This is a genomic window from Flavobacterium sp. S87F.05.LMB.W.Kidney.N (genome assembly GCF_004366435.1).
In the GTDB taxonomy this organism is placed as follows: domain Bacteria; phylum Bacteroidota; class Bacteroidia; order Flavobacteriales; family Flavobacteriaceae; genus Flavobacterium.
In genome coordinates this window covers 189,858-206,115 of sequence record NZ_SODX01000006.1, presented here as the reverse complement: position 1 = coordinate 206,115, position 16,258 = coordinate 189,858, and the positions used below count along the sequence as shown (strand labels likewise).

Annotated in this window: 9 protein-coding genes; 4 read left to right on the top strand and 5 right to left on the bottom strand. The window is 32.9% G+C overall.

Annotated elements, in window-relative coordinates; translation table 11 throughout:
* Positions 1-226: 226 nt before the first annotated feature.
* Positions 227-4,360 carry a hybrid sensor histidine kinase/response regulator transcription factor gene (locus tag EDB96_RS18105; protein WP_134142438.1) on the bottom strand — a complete coding sequence of 1,378 codons (4,134 nt, stop codon included), beginning with the start codon at positions 4,358-4,360 and terminating at the stop codon, positions 227-229.
* Between the two features lie 356 nt (positions 4,361-4,716).
* On the opposite strand from EDB96_RS18105, the gene EDB96_RS18100 reads away from it, so the two are divergent.
* Complete coding sequence (locus EDB96_RS18100; protein ID WP_134142436.1) at positions 4,717-5,544, top strand: SIR2 family NAD-dependent protein deacylase; 828 nt, start codon at positions 4,717-4,719, stop codon at positions 5,542-5,544.
* Positions 5,545-6,391: 847 nt separating this feature from the next.
* Here the strand turns inward: EDB96_RS18100 and EDB96_RS18095 are convergent.
* On the bottom strand, positions 6,392-6,997 hold the full coding sequence (locus EDB96_RS18095; protein ID WP_134142435.1) for a nucleosidase: 606 nt from the start codon (positions 6,995-6,997) through the stop codon (positions 6,392-6,394).
* Between the two features lie 184 nt (positions 6,998-7,181).
* Between EDB96_RS18095 and EDB96_RS18090 the strand changes: the two genes are divergently transcribed.
* The 3 genes from EDB96_RS18090 (at position 7,182) to EDB96_RS18080 (ending at position 8,939) form a co-directional block, all read left to right on the top strand.
* Positions 7,182-7,745 (top strand): DUF6642 family protein, encoded by a 564-nt coding sequence (locus tag EDB96_RS18090; protein ID WP_134142434.1) that lies wholly within the window; start codon positions 7,182-7,184, stop codon positions 7,743-7,745.
* A 2-nt stretch (positions 7,746-7,747) separates the two neighbouring features.
* Positions 7,748-8,668, top strand: coding sequence for a helix-turn-helix domain-containing protein (locus EDB96_RS18085; protein ID WP_243839378.1), 921 nt, complete (start codon positions 7,748-7,750; stop codon positions 8,666-8,668).
* 70 nt (positions 8,669-8,738) lie between these two features.
* Positions 8,739-8,939 (top strand): hypothetical protein, encoded by a 201-nt coding sequence (locus EDB96_RS18080; protein ID WP_057117709.1) that lies wholly within the window; start codon positions 8,739-8,741, stop codon positions 8,937-8,939.
* Between the two features lie 204 nt (positions 8,940-9,143).
* Here the strand turns inward: EDB96_RS18080 and EDB96_RS18075 are convergent, their stop codons facing one another.
* Genes EDB96_RS18075 through EDB96_RS18065 form a run of 3 tightly spaced genes read right to left on the bottom strand, consistent with a single transcriptional unit; the run spans position 9,144 to position 15,823 of the window.
* A complete protein-coding gene (locus tag EDB96_RS18075; RefSeq protein WP_134142432.1) occupies positions 9,144-10,712 on the bottom strand; it encodes a DUF5123 domain-containing protein in 1,569 nt (522 codons plus the stop codon).
* Between the two features lie 43 nt (positions 10,713-10,755).
* The gene (locus tag EDB96_RS18070; protein WP_057117707.1) at positions 10,756-12,552 is read right to left on the bottom strand and encodes a RagB/SusD family nutrient uptake outer membrane protein; all 1,797 of its coding nucleotides are present in this window, start codon (positions 12,550-12,552) and stop codon (positions 10,756-10,758) included.
* A gap of 19 nt (positions 12,553-12,571) precedes the next feature.
* Positions 12,572-15,823 (bottom strand): SusC/RagA family TonB-linked outer membrane protein, encoded by a 3,252-nt coding sequence (locus EDB96_RS18065; protein WP_134142430.1) that lies wholly within the window; start codon positions 15,821-15,823, stop codon positions 12,572-12,574.
* Positions 15,824-16,258 lie beyond the last annotated feature (435 nt).

The window sequence follows — 16,258 nt, the reverse complement described above, 5'->3', positions numbered from 1 at the left end:
TGGGGGCGTCAATGTGTTTATTTGCGAATTTAACACGTGACATACCCTTAAAAAACGGTATTCGTAATAAAAACCTTAAAAAATTATTGGGTACTTAATTTCATTTTTTTATAATTAAAATTTTAACCGCAAAGTCCAAAAGGAAAAACGCAAAGTCCGCAAAGCTTAAAATTAAACTTTGCGGACTTTGCGTAAACCTTGGCGATCTTTGCGTTTAAATATGCGGTTAATTTTTAACTTGAGCGCTTTTATATTCAGTAGGAGAAAGATTGTAGAACTTTTTAAATTCTTTACTAAAGTGTTTTCGATCATTAAAACCAACCATATACGTTACTTCAGAAACGGAATAACTGGTATTGGACAAAAGACTTGCCGCTTTCTTTAATCTCATGTTTTTGATAAATCCTGCCACGGAATGATTTGTCAGCATTTGTACTTTTTTATAAAGAACTGTTCTGCTCATTCCAATTTCATTTACTAAATCATTTACATCAAAATCTGTATTATCGAGATTGGCTTCGATGATCTGAGTTAGTTTTTTTACAAACTGACCTTCCGGCGTACTTGCATTTTCCTGCTCAGCATCTGCAATAAAACCTTCGCCGTATTTTTGACGCATTATTTCTTTGGCAGATAATAAATTGGCAATGGTTAATTTTAATTCCTCAATACTAAAAGGTTTCGAAATATAAGCATCTGCGCCTGTCGAAAGTCCTTCAATTCTATTTAAAGTCGAAGATTTTGCCGTTAAAAGTATCACTGGAATATGATTGGTATTTTGACTCGTTTTTAAAATTTTACACAATTCAAAACCATCCATTTCGGGCATCATAACATCTGTCAGGATAAGATCTGGAATTTCTTTCTCCATATATTCCAAAGCTTTTATGGCATCTGTAAATCGCAGCACTTTATAATCGCTGTATAAAATATCGTTTATAAACGAAAGTACTTCTTCGTTGTCCTCAATTACGAGAACTGTCTTTTTTGTACTGTTTTCAGGTTCGTCCAGATATTCCGGTTCATAAATATCAATTTCGGTTTTAACATCAGAAATCGGATTGGCGTTTTCATCTATTTTAATTGCATTTTCAACAATCTGCGATTTTTTAAAATGCTCTTTCCCTTTCTTTAATGTAATGGTAAAAATCGTATTGAAATTGGCATCTGCTTCTGTTTGTACTTTAATTTCTCCGTGATGCAGTTCTACAATACTTTTACTTAAAGCAAGACCAATACCGCTTCCCAAATTGGCGCTGCCACGTTCGTCTAACTGAAAAAAGTTTTTGAAAATTTTCTTTTTTCTATTTTCGGGAATACCAATTCCGTTGTCTTTTACTTTTATTTCGATAGAATCAGAATCTTCTTTTTGCTCTACAGCCAAAGTGATTTTTCCATTTTTACTAGTGAACTTAAATGCATTCGAAAGGAGATTGTAAATCACTTTTTCCATCTGATTTTTATCGAAATAAAGCAGCGCGGTATTAATATTAAGTACAAATTTGTAATCGATCTTTTTCTCAACGGCAATTCCGCGGAACGATTCATAAATATCAAAACAGAACGAAACAATATCCTGCTGTTCACAATAGATTTTCATACTGCCTTTTTCGGCTTTTCTAAAATCCATTAGTTCATTGACCAATTTTAATAAGCGGTCAGAATTACTTTTAATGGTTTTTAATTTATGTTCCAGATTCGAATTCTTTTCGGCACCGCTCAAAAGTTCTTCGACTGGTCCGCTTATAAGCGTAAGAGGCGTTCTAATTTCGTGCGAAACATTCGTAAAAAAATCGAGTTTCATTTTATACAATTCTTCTTGTCTTTCTTTCTCGACCTGATCCAAATAATAGGTTTGTTTTAATAATTCTCGGTTTCGTAAAAAACGGAATAATAAAACTGCGGCGCCGGCCAATAATCCTAGATAAAGAATATAAGCCCACCACGTTTTCCACCACGGCGGCAGCATAATAATTTTTAGGGTTTTAATTGTCGGATTCCATTCTCCGCCTCCATTTGAAGTTTTTATTTTTAGCAGATAAGTTCCAGAATTCAAATTCGTTAAATTGATATAATGCTGCGAACCGATATTATGCCAATCGTCTTTATTAAACGAACTTTCTAATTTATAAGCATATTCGCTTTTTTCTGGCGAAATAAAATTCATCGCACTAAATTCTATTCCGATATATCCCTGATCGTGTTTTAAGGTGATTTCTGAAGTTTCGCTAATTCGTTTTTCCAGCGTGACTTCTTTATTTCCTGGTTTAATTTCTTCGTTATTAACGATAAGCTTCGTCAGGACAATTGGCGCTTTATCTTCTGTTTTGATTAATTTCGAAGGATTAAAAAGCACCAAACCATTTGAACATCCAAAAACCAATTCTTTTGCATTGAGCTGTAAACTGCAGTTGTTCGAAAACTGTTTGACTTTTAAACCATCTTTGGAAGAATACGATGTGATCTCAAAATCAGAAATTCTAAAAGCTGGACTTAGGTTTTTGGTTTTTATTTTATAAAGCAGGTTATTGTCGCTAATCCAGATATTTCCCTCAGAATCTTCTGAAATACTTTTTATAGTCTCATCCGTAAAACCCATTGAGCGGTTAATCTCGAAAAAACGGCCTTTCCGTTCGTCAAATAAATTCACACCTCCGCTTTCGGTACCAATCCAAAATCTATTTTTAGAATCGGTAAACATGACCGTTAAACTGTTGTTCGACAATCCGTTTGCAGAACCTGTTTTAAATACTTTGGTAACTTGTTTTAATTTTTTATCAAAATAGTTTAAGCCATATTGTGTGGCAATCCAAAGTCCGTCTTTCCTGTTGATAATATCTGTAATGAAATTATCGCTCAGTGAATTGGAAGTTCCATCTGCCATGTAAATTTCAACCGTTCCATCTGGCATTACTTTTTTTAATCCGTTGCCATTTGTACCCACCCACAAATCGCCGTTATCCATTAAAAGAGACGTAATTGGACGTTCTCGTTCTTTGGAATCTTTTCGCGAAAGCGATATAAATTGAAACGTTTTACTGTTTTTATTGAACTTAAATAATCCGTTGAAAGTTCCGCAAAACAAATACTGCTCGTTTTGGTTGACCAAAGCAGTTATCATATTTACGCTTTTGTCAAAATCATAACTTTCAATAGCATACGAAGTACTTTTATTGTTTCTAAAATCAAGATAATTCAAACCGCCGCCGTTGGTTCCCACCCAAACCGATCCGTCATTTTCTCGTGCAACGGCATTTACAAAAGCAGTATTTAATCCGAAATTTGGTTTTATAACTTCTCTTACGCTGGTAAAATTGGTGTTGGTTTTTTGAAAAAAGTTGACACCGCCGCCGTTTGTTCCAATCCAAATATCATTATGGCGGTCTTTAAGAAAACATTTCACATCATCGTCTGAAAGACTGTAACTCTCCAGCGCATTATGACCGTATTTCGTGAATTCATTTCTGTCTTTCTTGTAAACACATAGTCCGTTTTTTGTAGCAAACCAGATCGTATTGGAATCAACCTCAACAATATCATTCACCCAATTTGACGACAAACTTTTTCTGTTACTGGTGTTCAGCAGAAAATTGGTTATTGAATTCTGACTTGCATCAAAATGGAATACGCCATTGGCTTCGGTTGCAAACCATACATCGCCATTTTTTTCTTTTAGAATCTTCCAGATTTTAGATTTTAACAAAGCTGTATTATTACTCCAAATTTTTGGCAAAGTTTTCTTCGAACCGTTTTTAGGATCAAAACATTCTAAACCTTTAGAAGTACCGACTAAAACGCCATAATTACGATCGTAAAACAAAGACAAAACTCTGCTTTTCCTAAATGGCGAATTATAATCGTTTGAGATTTCTTCCAATACATATTTTTGCCTGTCCAGACGTTTGATACCGCCAAAAGTCCCAACCCAGATTCTGTTTTGATCGTCTTGAATTATGGATGAAATGTAGTTTCGTCCACCTTTGACTTTCTGAACATCAACTCGTAGAAAACTCTTTTCATTTTTATTAAAAAGGTTTAAGCCATTATTCGTTCCTACCCAAATTTCTCTTTTATTATCTTCTAAAATTACATTAACATGATTGTTGCTGATGCTGTTGAGAATATCTTTATTATACACATATCGCAGAAAATCATAGCCATCGTAACTAATCAAACCATTCGCTGTTCCTATCCAGATAAATCCTTTTTTGGTTTGATGAATACTCGAAATCATGCTTTGGGAAAAACGGGTATCATAATTAATATGATCAAAATACAAATCTGAACTTTGAGCATACGAACTCACAGCAATTGCAAAAAAAAGAATAAAACTTAAGATGCCGTTTTTAATGTTTTTCATAAACGAAATTTAATAAAAGCTCGAGTAATTTAATTGCAATAAACCTATGAAAAAAATCAATCGAATGCTTTGCAAAATAGAGCTTATGCAAAAAAAAGAGGTGGCAGTTTTTTCTTTTTAAGGGGTGTAGATGTACTTTTGAGCAGGTTTGAAGTTGTTTTTTATAATTTGAAGCTAGTTCCAGCTATATGCTATATCTTTTATGGCGAACCCCGCCATAACAGGATGCCGCTCCTATCTGGGCTAGGGCAATCATTTTCAAAAGTCTATTTTTTAATGAATCAAAATCGAAATACTTACATATTGATTTTTAATTTATATTTAATCAAAAAAAAGACTGCTTTTCAAAACTAAAAATGGACCAATTAGAAAATATAATAAAATACGTTTCAACTAAAAATAAAAGAAATCTTTTTACCTTTTTGACAGGAGCCGGACTTTCTTCAGAAAGCGGCATCCCAACTTATAGAGGTGTTGATGGCATTTGGGTTAAAGGCACTCAATTTCATAAACCAGAGGAGTTTGGTACTTTTAAATATTTTAAAGAGCATCCAGAAGAAGTCTGGCAATATTCTTTATTCAGAAAGAAAATGTTTCAAAATGCTAAACCTAATGAAAGTCACTATGACCTGGTGGAAATTGAAAGCATCTTAAAAGACCGATTTCATCTTATTACTCAAAACATTGATAACTTACACAGACAAAGCGGAACCGAAAGAATTTTCGAAATTCATGGTAACAATAGAGAAATAAAATGTTCCAATGGCTGTAAAGGAATTGTAAATCTGCCAGAAGAAATAAAAGGAAAAGAAATAGATGAAGACCTAACTAAAAGAGAAATTGAGCTTTTAAAATGTAAAAATTGCGGAAGCTGGATGAGACCGAATATTTTATGGTTTGATGAGTATTATGATGAGCAAACAAATAAAAAATTCAGTTCTTTAAACATTGCTAAAAATTCAGGAATATTATTTATTCTAGGGACTTCGGGTGCAACAAATCTTCCCATTGCAATTGCAGAAACCACCTTAAAATATGGTGGAACTATTGTCGATATTAATATAGAAGATAATCAATTTACAGCTTTGATAAAGGACAAAAAGAATAAAATTATCATTCGTAAAACATCTACTGAAGCTTTAAAAATGATAAAGGAAATCATTAAAAGTATCCACCTCACTTAAAAAAACAAGTATAAATCTGTTTTTTTGATTTTACTATGTTTTACTATAAGTTGCTCGAATAGTGTAAGTGATATTACTAAAGAATTACTGGACTCTGTATATGAGATACCTATACAGAATAGGGCCAGTTATTCATTTAGAGGAATTGAAGAATAAGATTACTGATAAAAAGAAATAGCTTCTCTATTCAAATGAATTATTATCATTCACACAGGGAAAGTATTTAGAAATGGTCAAATTATTGATAATTAGACTGATAATTCGAACAGATATGATAATTATTTTATTTTGAGAGGTGCAACTTATGGCGTTAATGCTAGAAATATTACGAAACCTGTTAATAAAGAAAAGGCAAAAGCATTTGGATTATAATAAAAAATATATATTTATGAAAATACCTATTTATATTAAACATCCATTAACTCAAATATTATTGTACGTAATTTTAGATCAAATAATTTTATGGATAGTAAATCAGTACAAGCTGATTCATTTAGATGTAAGTATTGGAATTAGCTTAAGATATCTTTTTTATTTATTCTTGTTATTCAGCATCATACAGTCTATTATTTTGTTTTTTAAAAATGAAAGCAAAACATTTTATTTAGCAACTTTATATTTAATACTCTCGTTTGTTTTTTTTGGACTTAATAGCAAATTAATATTAATAATAATATTATTATCATTAATTTGTTTTTTAGTTTCTCAAATTATTTATAATAATAAAAAGGGATAATATATCATATGTTGATGGTTAATAATTACATTGTAAATTGTCAGATAGTAATATCGCATAAAAATTAAAACAGCCTTCGGTTTGTACAAAATAAAAAAAAATCCATTTCAACTAAGAAATAACCTCTGTCTCTTCAATCAATCCCAAAATTTTACCATAAGCAATAGCGGCTTTATGCACCTGAACGGTCCAATCTTCGGCTGCATTATCATTGGCGCCATCAGAAATATATTTAAGGCATAAAAACGGAATGTTTTCTTTCATGGCGATCATGGCTAAAGCATAAGCTTCCATATCTACCACTTGATAAGCATCAGAACAATGACCCATTTCGAAGTTGTCGCCGGTTCCGCAGATTCCTTCATGCAAATTATCCATTAATAAACCATATTCTAGAACTGGAGGCAAACCTGACAATGGCGTTTCATATTGTGTAAAACCTAATCCGCGAACATCCATATCACGCTGCACAAATTTGGTACAACAGATAACTTCGCCTTTTTGAAAACAACTACTTCCCGCCGATCCAAGATTTATAATTATCGAAGGCTTTTTCTTTTGAATTGCTTTTGTCAATTCGTAAGCCGCATTTACTTTTCCGATTCCTGTAATTAAAGTATGATGGCCTTTAAAAACTTCGGCCGCCTCAGACTCTAGGGCAAATGAGAATAATATGTCTTCTATGGCAAAAGATGCCGTTTGATTAATTTGTATCATGCGTAATGGTAATTTTCAGTCCACAAAAATACGGTTAAAAGATTACGTAATAAAGCTTCTGGTGAATTTCTAAAAAACACGTTAAATTCTGTTTTCTATGGTAGATTTTAAGTTAGAAAAAATACTTTTGTTAAAATCAAAAAACAAAGAATTTCAATCCTTAAAAATCAGAAAGCGCAACTGTATGGATAATGAAAAATTTATTTTCTGCCTTGAAGGTGTTAAAGATATAGACGACATCAGCCCGACACATGTGGTAAAATGTCTGGAAGAACTGGCGATTGACCAAGGTATTTCGAGCATTCATAAAACTTGCGACACGATTGAAGGTTTAGAAGAAAGTTTGAATATTTTACTTTATGAAGACCATAATTTCAAGGATTATGAAATCATCTATCTGGCAATGCCGGGACAGGAAAATAACATTTGCCTTCATGATTATTATTACAGTTTAGAAGAAATTGCCGAACTTTTTGAAGGAAAAATGAAAGGCAAAATTATTCATTTTGCAAATCTTAAAGTTTTAGATTTAAATGAAGATGAAGCTCAATATTTTCTAGATATTACGGGCGCAAGAGCTATTTCTGGGTACGGATCTACTTATAATAAAATTGCGAGCTGCAGTACGATTGATAAAGCATTCTTTAGTTTGTATCAAGAGAACGATAATCTTTTTGAGGTTGTCGAAGATCTTTATATGAAACACTATAATTTGTGCAAACTGCTTGATTTTAGATTATACTATTAAGCATGAAAACAAAGGGAGCTGAAAAAATAAAAACTTACGAAGCAAAAGGATTTCGGGAGAAATTTTTAGGAGAAGACAATCCGATACATTTGCTTTTCAAATCAAATTCTGATCATTTCTTTTGTCTTGAGATTGAAGAAGTAATGCAGATGCAGCATCCTGTTCCGCCTTCTAAACATTCTTGTCATACCTTAATTTTCATTTCATCAGGAAGACATGTCATGAAACTGGGTTATCAGGAATATACAACGACCGATAATGAAATGATTATGATACCTGCGGGTCAGATTTTTTCGCTTGACAATGTTAACAATATACACAAAGGCTATGTCTGTCAATTCCATCCCGATATTTTAATTCGAAAATACGGCAGTCGTGAATTGCTGAATGATTTTGATTTTTTAAAAATATCTGGGAATCCTAAAATTACACTTACTCCTCCAGAAATAAATCCTATTACCAATATTTTGGATCGATTGAAAAAAGAATATTCAGAAACTGCATTTACAGATTTGAATATCGTTCAGTCGTATTTGATTACTTTGTTTTATGAAATGAATAAAAATGCTGTTAAAACTTCTAAAGGTATTTCGGCCGCTGAGGTAATCACAGGAAAATTTAAGGAACTTATTCATGATCAAATAAAAACACAGCATCAAGTTAATTATTATGCGTCATTGCTAAACGTAACACCTAACCATTTGAATAAATGTGTCAAAACAGTAACTGGAAAATCGGCAGTAAAATGGATTGACGACAACATATTATTAGAAGCCAAATATTTACTGTTTCAAACGTCACTTTCTATAGGTGAAATCGCAGTGCAAGTAGGATTTGAAGACCAGTCTTACTTTAGCCGTTTTTTCAAAAAAGCAGAAGGAATTTCACCCATTCGCTATCGAAAAATGATTGATAAGTCCTAATTATTGATTAAAGAATCCTAACAAACAGCTTTACTTTTTTCAGAAATTTGCCAGTTCAAAAAAGCAAATTATGATTTATGTATTTAAAACTTCTGTTGACAGTCCATCAAAATTTGAGTCGGCTTCTGTTCTGCTTCATGAATTATTGCCAAATACTTTATGGAATTTTGATCTTGAAGACTGCGACAATATTTTAAGGGTTGACAGTGAACTTGATATTCCAAATCTAATTCTAAACAATGGCATTTTTGAATGCATCGAATTAGAATAAAAATCAAAACGCCTTCAACATCTTTTACCAGATAATATGGAAACTAAATTTTATTGCAAAAGTTTGATTTTGCTATTGAATAATTTTTTTAGTATTCACTGACAGTTTTCAGTTACGGTAAAACTGGAAAATGAAAATAATAACAAAAAAGCGGCATACAATTTTACTTGTATACCGCTTTTCCTATTTATTAACCATGAATTTTTATTTTATCCAGCGTGGATCTCCAACTCTATTGTCTTTTAAAGTTTGGTTACCAAGTGTAAAATCTCCAGTTGCAGCATTTGTAAACTGCGGATTTGCAGTAGTTGCAGATGCATCAATTTTATTATTTGTAATTGTACCATCAATAAAACTTGGCGCTTCGTAGTAGTAATTTTTACTAAATGTCGGCATCGTAGTAGCTGGCTGATTTGTATAAATTCCAGTTGTAGAAACGATTAATGTATTTTTCACAGTTGATGAATTTGATGCAAAACGAACATATAAAATTCTTTTTGGCGCAACTGTATTTGATACTTTATATAATGTACAGCTATCAATTAATACATTTGTAGTTAAACCAGTTCCTGAGAAACCGTTTGCAGGCGCTACAGCATCTGCTCTAACAAAATCACGTCCGACTGAACAAGTATCAAAAGTACTGTTCTTAACAACTATACTTGCAACATACGTATTTCTAAAATCTATAAAATCTGCTTGTGCATTAGTATTGACATTTTTAACAATACTATTGTCTACTGTGAACGAAGCTACTTTTGCAGCACTAGCATTACCATAAATTAATGCTCGCAAATAATCATGAACGTAGCAACCGCTAATTAAGATATCTCCATAAGAAGTACTTCCACCAGAAATTGTAATAAAATTACTGTCGCCTACACCAGAACCTTCTAAATCTAAATCAACTAAAGAAAGATTTGCTGTTCCCGCATTTACGGTAAATTTCACATGTAATTTTGGTTTATCACCTGGACGTAATCCTCTTAGTGTAATTGGTTTATTTAAAATAATTTCACCTTTAAATACTTGGTAATCTCCCGGCATTAATACTAAAACTGAACCAGCTGCCGCTTCAGTAATTTTTGCATTTAAATCATCTTCAGGCTTAACTAAAATTCCTGTTCCAATGTCGATTCCTGTTTTAAAGGTTCTTTCTCCTCTTTTCTTTGTTCCGTTAAACAAAGAAGCAGTGTAATCTGTTTCTCCTACAAGTCCTGTAACTATAGCAACTCCAGCTGTTTTTTCTGCAGGCGTGATTGCATGAATTACGTTTCCTGGATTAACTACAATTTGCGTTACATTACTATTTGGAGTCCATCTTAAAGTAACCTGTTTTGCTTCGATATCCGCATCTTGAACAACGCTTAATAACTGTTCAGATAAAGTAGTTGCAGTTGTTACAGACCATTTCGAATCTCCTAAACCTGCAGCACTTACAGCTTTTACCCTAATAGAATAAACTGTTTCTCCTTCAAGCGGTACTTGTACAGGTAATTCTGTTGGAGCAACATTTACTGTTTTAAAAATCGTTTTAAAATCTGGATCATCTGCGCTAAATTCTACTACATAATGATCAGCATCTTCTTTAACAGTCCAATTTAATTCTACTGTAGTTTGATTTCTAACTGTAGCCTTCAGTCCAATTGGCGAAAATTCTCTGCTTACATCCAATTCATTTATTAAAGCTTCGTTATAACTTTCACAGCTTGAAAAAGACAGTGCCAGCAATAGCATAACTATTAATCCTTTAAATATATATTTTGTTTTCATAAACATAATGTCTTAATAAATTAATGATACTCTTTCTTGAGATTTACTTAGTATAATTGTAATCGTTAACTAATTTTCCATTACTAGATTCAATAAAAACCTGCCAGATTGGCCAGAATTGTCTATCATTTGGATTCATACCTGGTTTATACAAAGTATTTATCTTAGTATCTGCAGTTGCGCCCGTCCAAGTCCACGGAATAGATGAATAACCTGTACCAGGGTTAGTACTTTCACCACGATTAAGACCATAAATCTCCAAGCTTACATTATCTGCTTTATATCTATAATAAAGAGTGGCAGGGACATCAGCATATCGTCCAGTACGATCAGCTAAATTTTTCATATTTACTTTAGCTTCGTCTAATTTTACTTTTAACAAATTCCAACGAATAAGCGCTTGCTTACGCTCCATTTCACCTGTAAATTCAAATTTATTTTCTTCAACCAACGCATTAAACATTGCTTCTTTGCTGGTCAATTGATCTACATAATTATCAACTTTTACTGATTGAACTGCAGCAGGAAAAGCTCTTCTTCTTATTTCCTTTAAGTATGGAGCTGCTGCACCTGGACCTTCTAATTCGTTTGCTGCTTCAGCGGCAATCAAAAGAACTTCTGCATAACGCATGTAAATTTTATTCACTCCATCATCGTTTGTTGAAGTAACAAAACGAGTCATCCACTCGTAACGATATTTTCCAAAATACCAAGTGTTTAGCGCTCCTAATTCTTGCTTAGCAATGTTGTTTACAGCTGTTCCATATTTGTACGGAACACAAGTTACGTCTCTTCTTGTATCTGCTTGATCGTAATCATAAAATACAGTAGGAAGCGGTCCTGCAGTTCCTCCACGATTAGCTCCATTAGCATGGAATTGATCGTTTGTGGTGTGACGAACAGCAAAAGTAAATAACATACGGCCTCTACCATCTGAAAAAGGAAGTTCCCATAAAGATTCTCCTCCCGCTACTAAATATTCTTGATTGTATTTTTTCCAAAATGTTTCAAATGAAGATTCTAAATGAGCCTTTCCACTTGAAATAACAGAACGAGCTTCTGATAAAGCCAATGCATACATATTTGCAACAGATAATTCTGGATCTGTACTTCTTCTTATACCGTCTGGATATTGCTGATAACCACTAGCGGCTAGTGCTAAACGTGCACGAAAACCTTTTACAAATGCCTTATTAATTCTTTCTACACTACTTGTAGCTGGAGTTTCTCCAGGCCAAGGAACTAAAGTTGATGCTTCTCCTAAATCGGCAATAATTTGTTTATAAACAACATCACGACTAGATTTAGGAATATAAATTGTTGCTGATTCAATAGGCTCAAAACGAGCAGGAACATCTCCCCAAGCTTTTACTAAATCTGCGTAATAGATCGCTCTTAACGTTAATGCTTCTCCCAGCAAATACCCTAACTCAGTACCTGGACGAGGATCACCATATGCACGCAAACCACGAATACAAACATTAGCACGCTCAATTCCCGAGTACATCATTGCCCAGGCATTATTTGTGGTATTCATTTGAGAATTCTCTGGTTTTGGATCATAAGTACATAAATCTGATGCATCACTAACAGTCTGAGAAGAGTTATACCATTCAACATCTGTATTTAAACCATAAAAAGGAAGAAAACGACCTCTGTAAGAGTTAGTTTCTGCAAATGGAATTTTAATTCCATCTATTGCACCTTCAGCTAATCCAGGGGTAGAAAAAATTAAAGCTTCATTTAATGTTGATTTTGCCTCTCCATCTAAATAATCGTCTGAACAGGAAGTAAAAATACTTGCTAAAATTAATCCTGCTATAAATATTTTATGTTTCATCTTGTGAAATTTTGTTTAATTAAAAATTAAGGTTTAAACCAAAAATCAATTGTCTGCTTCTCGGGTATGCAGAGTAATCTACACCCGGTGTAAGAGCCGAACTTCTTCTTGTAGAAGCTTCTGGATCTGGTCCAGAATAACCCGTAATAGTGAAAACATTACTTGCAGTAAAATAAAATCTCAATTTAGATATTCCTAATGCAGAAGTTAAGGAACTTGGAGAGGTATATCCTAAAGTCAATGTATTTAATCTTAAGAATGAACCATCTTCTACTGCCCAGTCACTAAAAACATATCTAGCCATATATGGAGACCACATGGTTGTATTAGCATTAAGCGCAGTTAATGCTGCTGGATCTGTTACTAATTGTCCTGTTGCAGGATCTAAATTTGTCCATCTTTGTCCATCTGCCATTTCTGAAGTTAAATTTCTATATTGTCCATTCGGGTTTGAAGTAGTAAATTCAACTTTATTAGCGTTGTAAACGTCATTCCCAATACTCCAATTGAATGCTGCCGAAAGATCAAATCCATAAGCATTTGCATTTAAAACTATACCTCCGGTACTTTTTGGATTTGCATTTCCAATAATTGTGCGGTCATTTACATCAACGACACCATCATTATTAACATCTTGTAATTTCATAGAACCTGGTGCTATTGTCCCTACAACTGTTGATGCGCTTGCAACTCCTTCTGGATTTCTTGTAACACCATCTGGCAAGAAATACGGTTTTAAAGTGTATTTTGTTCCATCATATGTAAAATCAGATACTTCATAACGTCCTGCACTTTTATATCCGTACATAATACCGACAGGTTGTCCAACATTCACTAAATAATCATTTCCAATTGCAGTAGAGGCCCAACCTGAAGGAAATCCATAATTATCCATTACACCAATAGAATTGATGCGGTTTTTATTAAATCCAGCATTAAAAGATAGACTTAATCCATACTTTGGTTTTTCTATAAGATTTAGGTTTAAAGTCGCCTCTACACCAGAATTTTGAATTTCTCCCATGTTTCTGTATTGAAAATCATAACCGCTTCCTGGAGTTGGAAAATTCATTAATAAATCTTTTGTGATATTTTTATAGATCTCAACAGATCCGGTTACCTTATTTTTAAACAAGTCAAAATCTAATCCTAAATTCTGCGTTACGGTTGTCTCCCATTTCAAATCAGGATTTGCCATTGTTTTAGAAGCAGCCCAATAATTATCAACTCCATTAATCCAAGTTGAGGTAGATGAAAAGAAACTCTGCACCATTTGTCCAGTTGGAATATTATTGTTACCTGCTTCACCATAACTTACTCTCAATTTAAGTAAATTAACCCACGAAGCATTTTTCATAAATTCTTCCCCAGAAATTTTCCAAGCTGCTGCTGCAGCAGGAAAGAATCCCCATTTATTGTCACCTAAGAATTTACTAGAACCATCTGCACGATAAGTTGCTGTAAAAAGGTAACGATCTTTAATGTCATAATTTACACGGCCAAAGAAAGAAAGTAATTTATCATCTGGTGCATAGTAATTATCAACAGATATTGGAGTTCCTTGAGTTGTTAACTTTTGAGCTTGATCAAAATTAAAGAACAATGGAAAGCCTTGTATAACACTACTAACATCATTTCTTTCGTAATTAATAGACTCTTCTCCTAATAGAATTCTCAAGCTATGATCTTCACCGAGGGATTTTTTGAAGTCGTAATTTAATGTATTAGCATTTCTGAAACGAGTATCTTTTCTATCTCCCATCATTAAGGCTGGCATACCTTGTCTTTCGGCTGCAGGATTATTATTAACATAATAAGTAGAGCGTCCGAAAAAACGATAATCTTGATAATTATAATTATCTAAACCAAGTTCACTTTTAAATACCAGTTTATCAGTTAACTTCCATGAAAAACTACCTAGAGTATTAAAGTTCTTTCTAAATTGCTGACGATCTGTATCTGCAATAGCTACAAATGGATTGACTAAATAACCAGAAACTGCTTCATCAGTATCATCTGTAGTTAAACCAGGAAGTGGAATTGGCGCATAACCCACGCTATGTTTTAAACGTGAATCTGCAGAAGAAACTTCATTTTGTTCGTTTAAACCTCCACCATCAATCTCGGTATCTGAATAACGTACCGTGAAAGAAAGATCAATTTTATCAGAAGCTTTAGAATTTAACGAAAGAGACAAATTGTTTCTTTTATATCCTGAACCAATCATTATAGCATCTTCGTCATAATGAGCATAATTAAAATTGAAGTTCATTTTTTCTGTACCCCCTCTTATAGACAAATCACGGCTTTGAACCTCTCCAGTACGTCCAAAAGTTTGTTTCTGCCAATTGTTTCCTTTCATCCCTTTATACATATCGTAATCCTGCCAATTACCAAAGTATTTTTCATAAGAACTTAAATCAGTATTATCTTTAAGCAAAGCATATTCGTAATTCCATTTAACATAATCTTCCGGAGATAAAACATCAAAAGTATTTGCGATTTTTTTCATGCCATAAAACATATTATAGTTCACAGCAATCTTTCCGTCTTTACCTTTTTTAGTTGTAATAATAATTACCCCATAAGCACCTCTTGAACCATAAATCGCTGTAGATGAAGCATCTTTTAATATTGTCATATTCTCAATATCAGAAGAAGAAATATCATTTATACTATTTACTGGAAAACCATCTACTATATACAAAGGAGATGCATCCTGTGTAAGAGAACCGTTTCCTCTAATTCTAATTCTAACTTCAGAATCAGGCGATCCTTCAGAAGAAGTTACTTGAACCCCAGCTATACGGCCTGTTAGAGCCTCTGCCACGTTTGGAACTGGAATCTTTCTAACTTCACTTCCTGAAAAAGTAGCAACAGCTCCAGTTAAATCAGATTTTTTAGATGTTCCGTATCCAATTACAACAACCTCATTTAAGTTATTAGAATCTTCAGTCAAAGTTGCATTTACTTTAGATTTTCCTTCTGTAGAAACATCAATGCTTTTAAATCCTATAAAAGAAAAACTTAAGACAGCTTTTGGGTTGGTTAATTTTATTTTATAGTGACCGTCAAAGTCAGTAGAAGTTCCGTTCTTAGTTCCTTTCTCCAAAACGTTTACGCCTGGTAAAGAAAGTCCTGCAGCATCTTTCACGGTTCCCTCTATCGTTGTACCCTGCGCATGTAGTTGACTGCCGATCAATAAGCACAGTAAGAAAACAAGTTTAAAGCAAAAATCTGCTCCTTTGTTTAATAGATCTTTAAAGTTCATGGTTGATTGTTTAAGTTAATTAATTTTTTTTCGTTTTTAGTTTAAGTGGTTTTTTGTGGTTACGTTCAATTTATTCTCTTTAATTATTACAGATTTTTATTTGCGGTGAATTTTCCAGTATTCAATAATGGTGTACTGTTTATCTTTTATCAGCCTTTAGTACTTAATCGATTTCGTATCTTAGAAAAAATTGTTGTAATCGATTACACAAACATAGATATTTTTTTTAAACGAAAAATAAAAATTCATAAAAAATTCATAAAAAAAATTATATATCCGAAATTTTAATGTTTTTTTATGTGACATGTATAATTTTAGTCAAGATAAAATATTAAATATATTATTATTTAATTGTTCATTTGATTCGATTTTTATAAAAAAAACAATCGATTACATGAATATTAATTATGAAATTATTAGGTGTTATTTTTACAC

Coding starts and splice junctions, on each gene's coding strand:
- EDB96_RS18090 (WP_134142434.1), top strand. CDS start 7,182: ATGGATAATGAAAAATTTATTTTCTGCCTTGAAGGTGTTAAAGATATA.
- EDB96_RS18105 (WP_134142438.1), bottom strand. CDS start 4,360: ATGAAAAACATTAAAAACGGCATCTTAAGTTTTATTCTTTTTTTTGCA.
- EDB96_RS18075 (WP_134142432.1), bottom strand. CDS start 10,712: ATGAAAACAAAATATATATTTAAAGGATTAATAGTTATGCTATTGCTG.
- EDB96_RS18065 (WP_134142430.1), bottom strand. CDS start 15,823: ATGAACTTTAAAGATCTATTAAACAAAGGAGCAGATTTTTGCTTTAAA.
- EDB96_RS18085 (WP_243839378.1), top strand. CDS start 7,748: ATGAAAACAAAGGGAGCTGAAAAAATAAAAACTTACGAAGCAAAAGGA.
- EDB96_RS18100 (WP_134142436.1), top strand. CDS start 4,717: ATGGACCAATTAGAAAATATAATAAAATACGTTTCAACTAAAAATAAA.
- EDB96_RS18095 (WP_134142435.1), bottom strand. CDS start 6,997: ATGATACAAATTAATCAAACGGCATCTTTTGCCATAGAAGACATATTA.
- EDB96_RS18070 (WP_057117707.1), bottom strand. CDS start 12,552: ATGAAACATAAAATATTTATAGCAGGATTAATTTTAGCAAGTATTTTT.
- EDB96_RS18080 (WP_057117709.1), top strand. CDS start 8,739: ATGATTTATGTATTTAAAACTTCTGTTGACAGTCCATCAAAATTTGAG.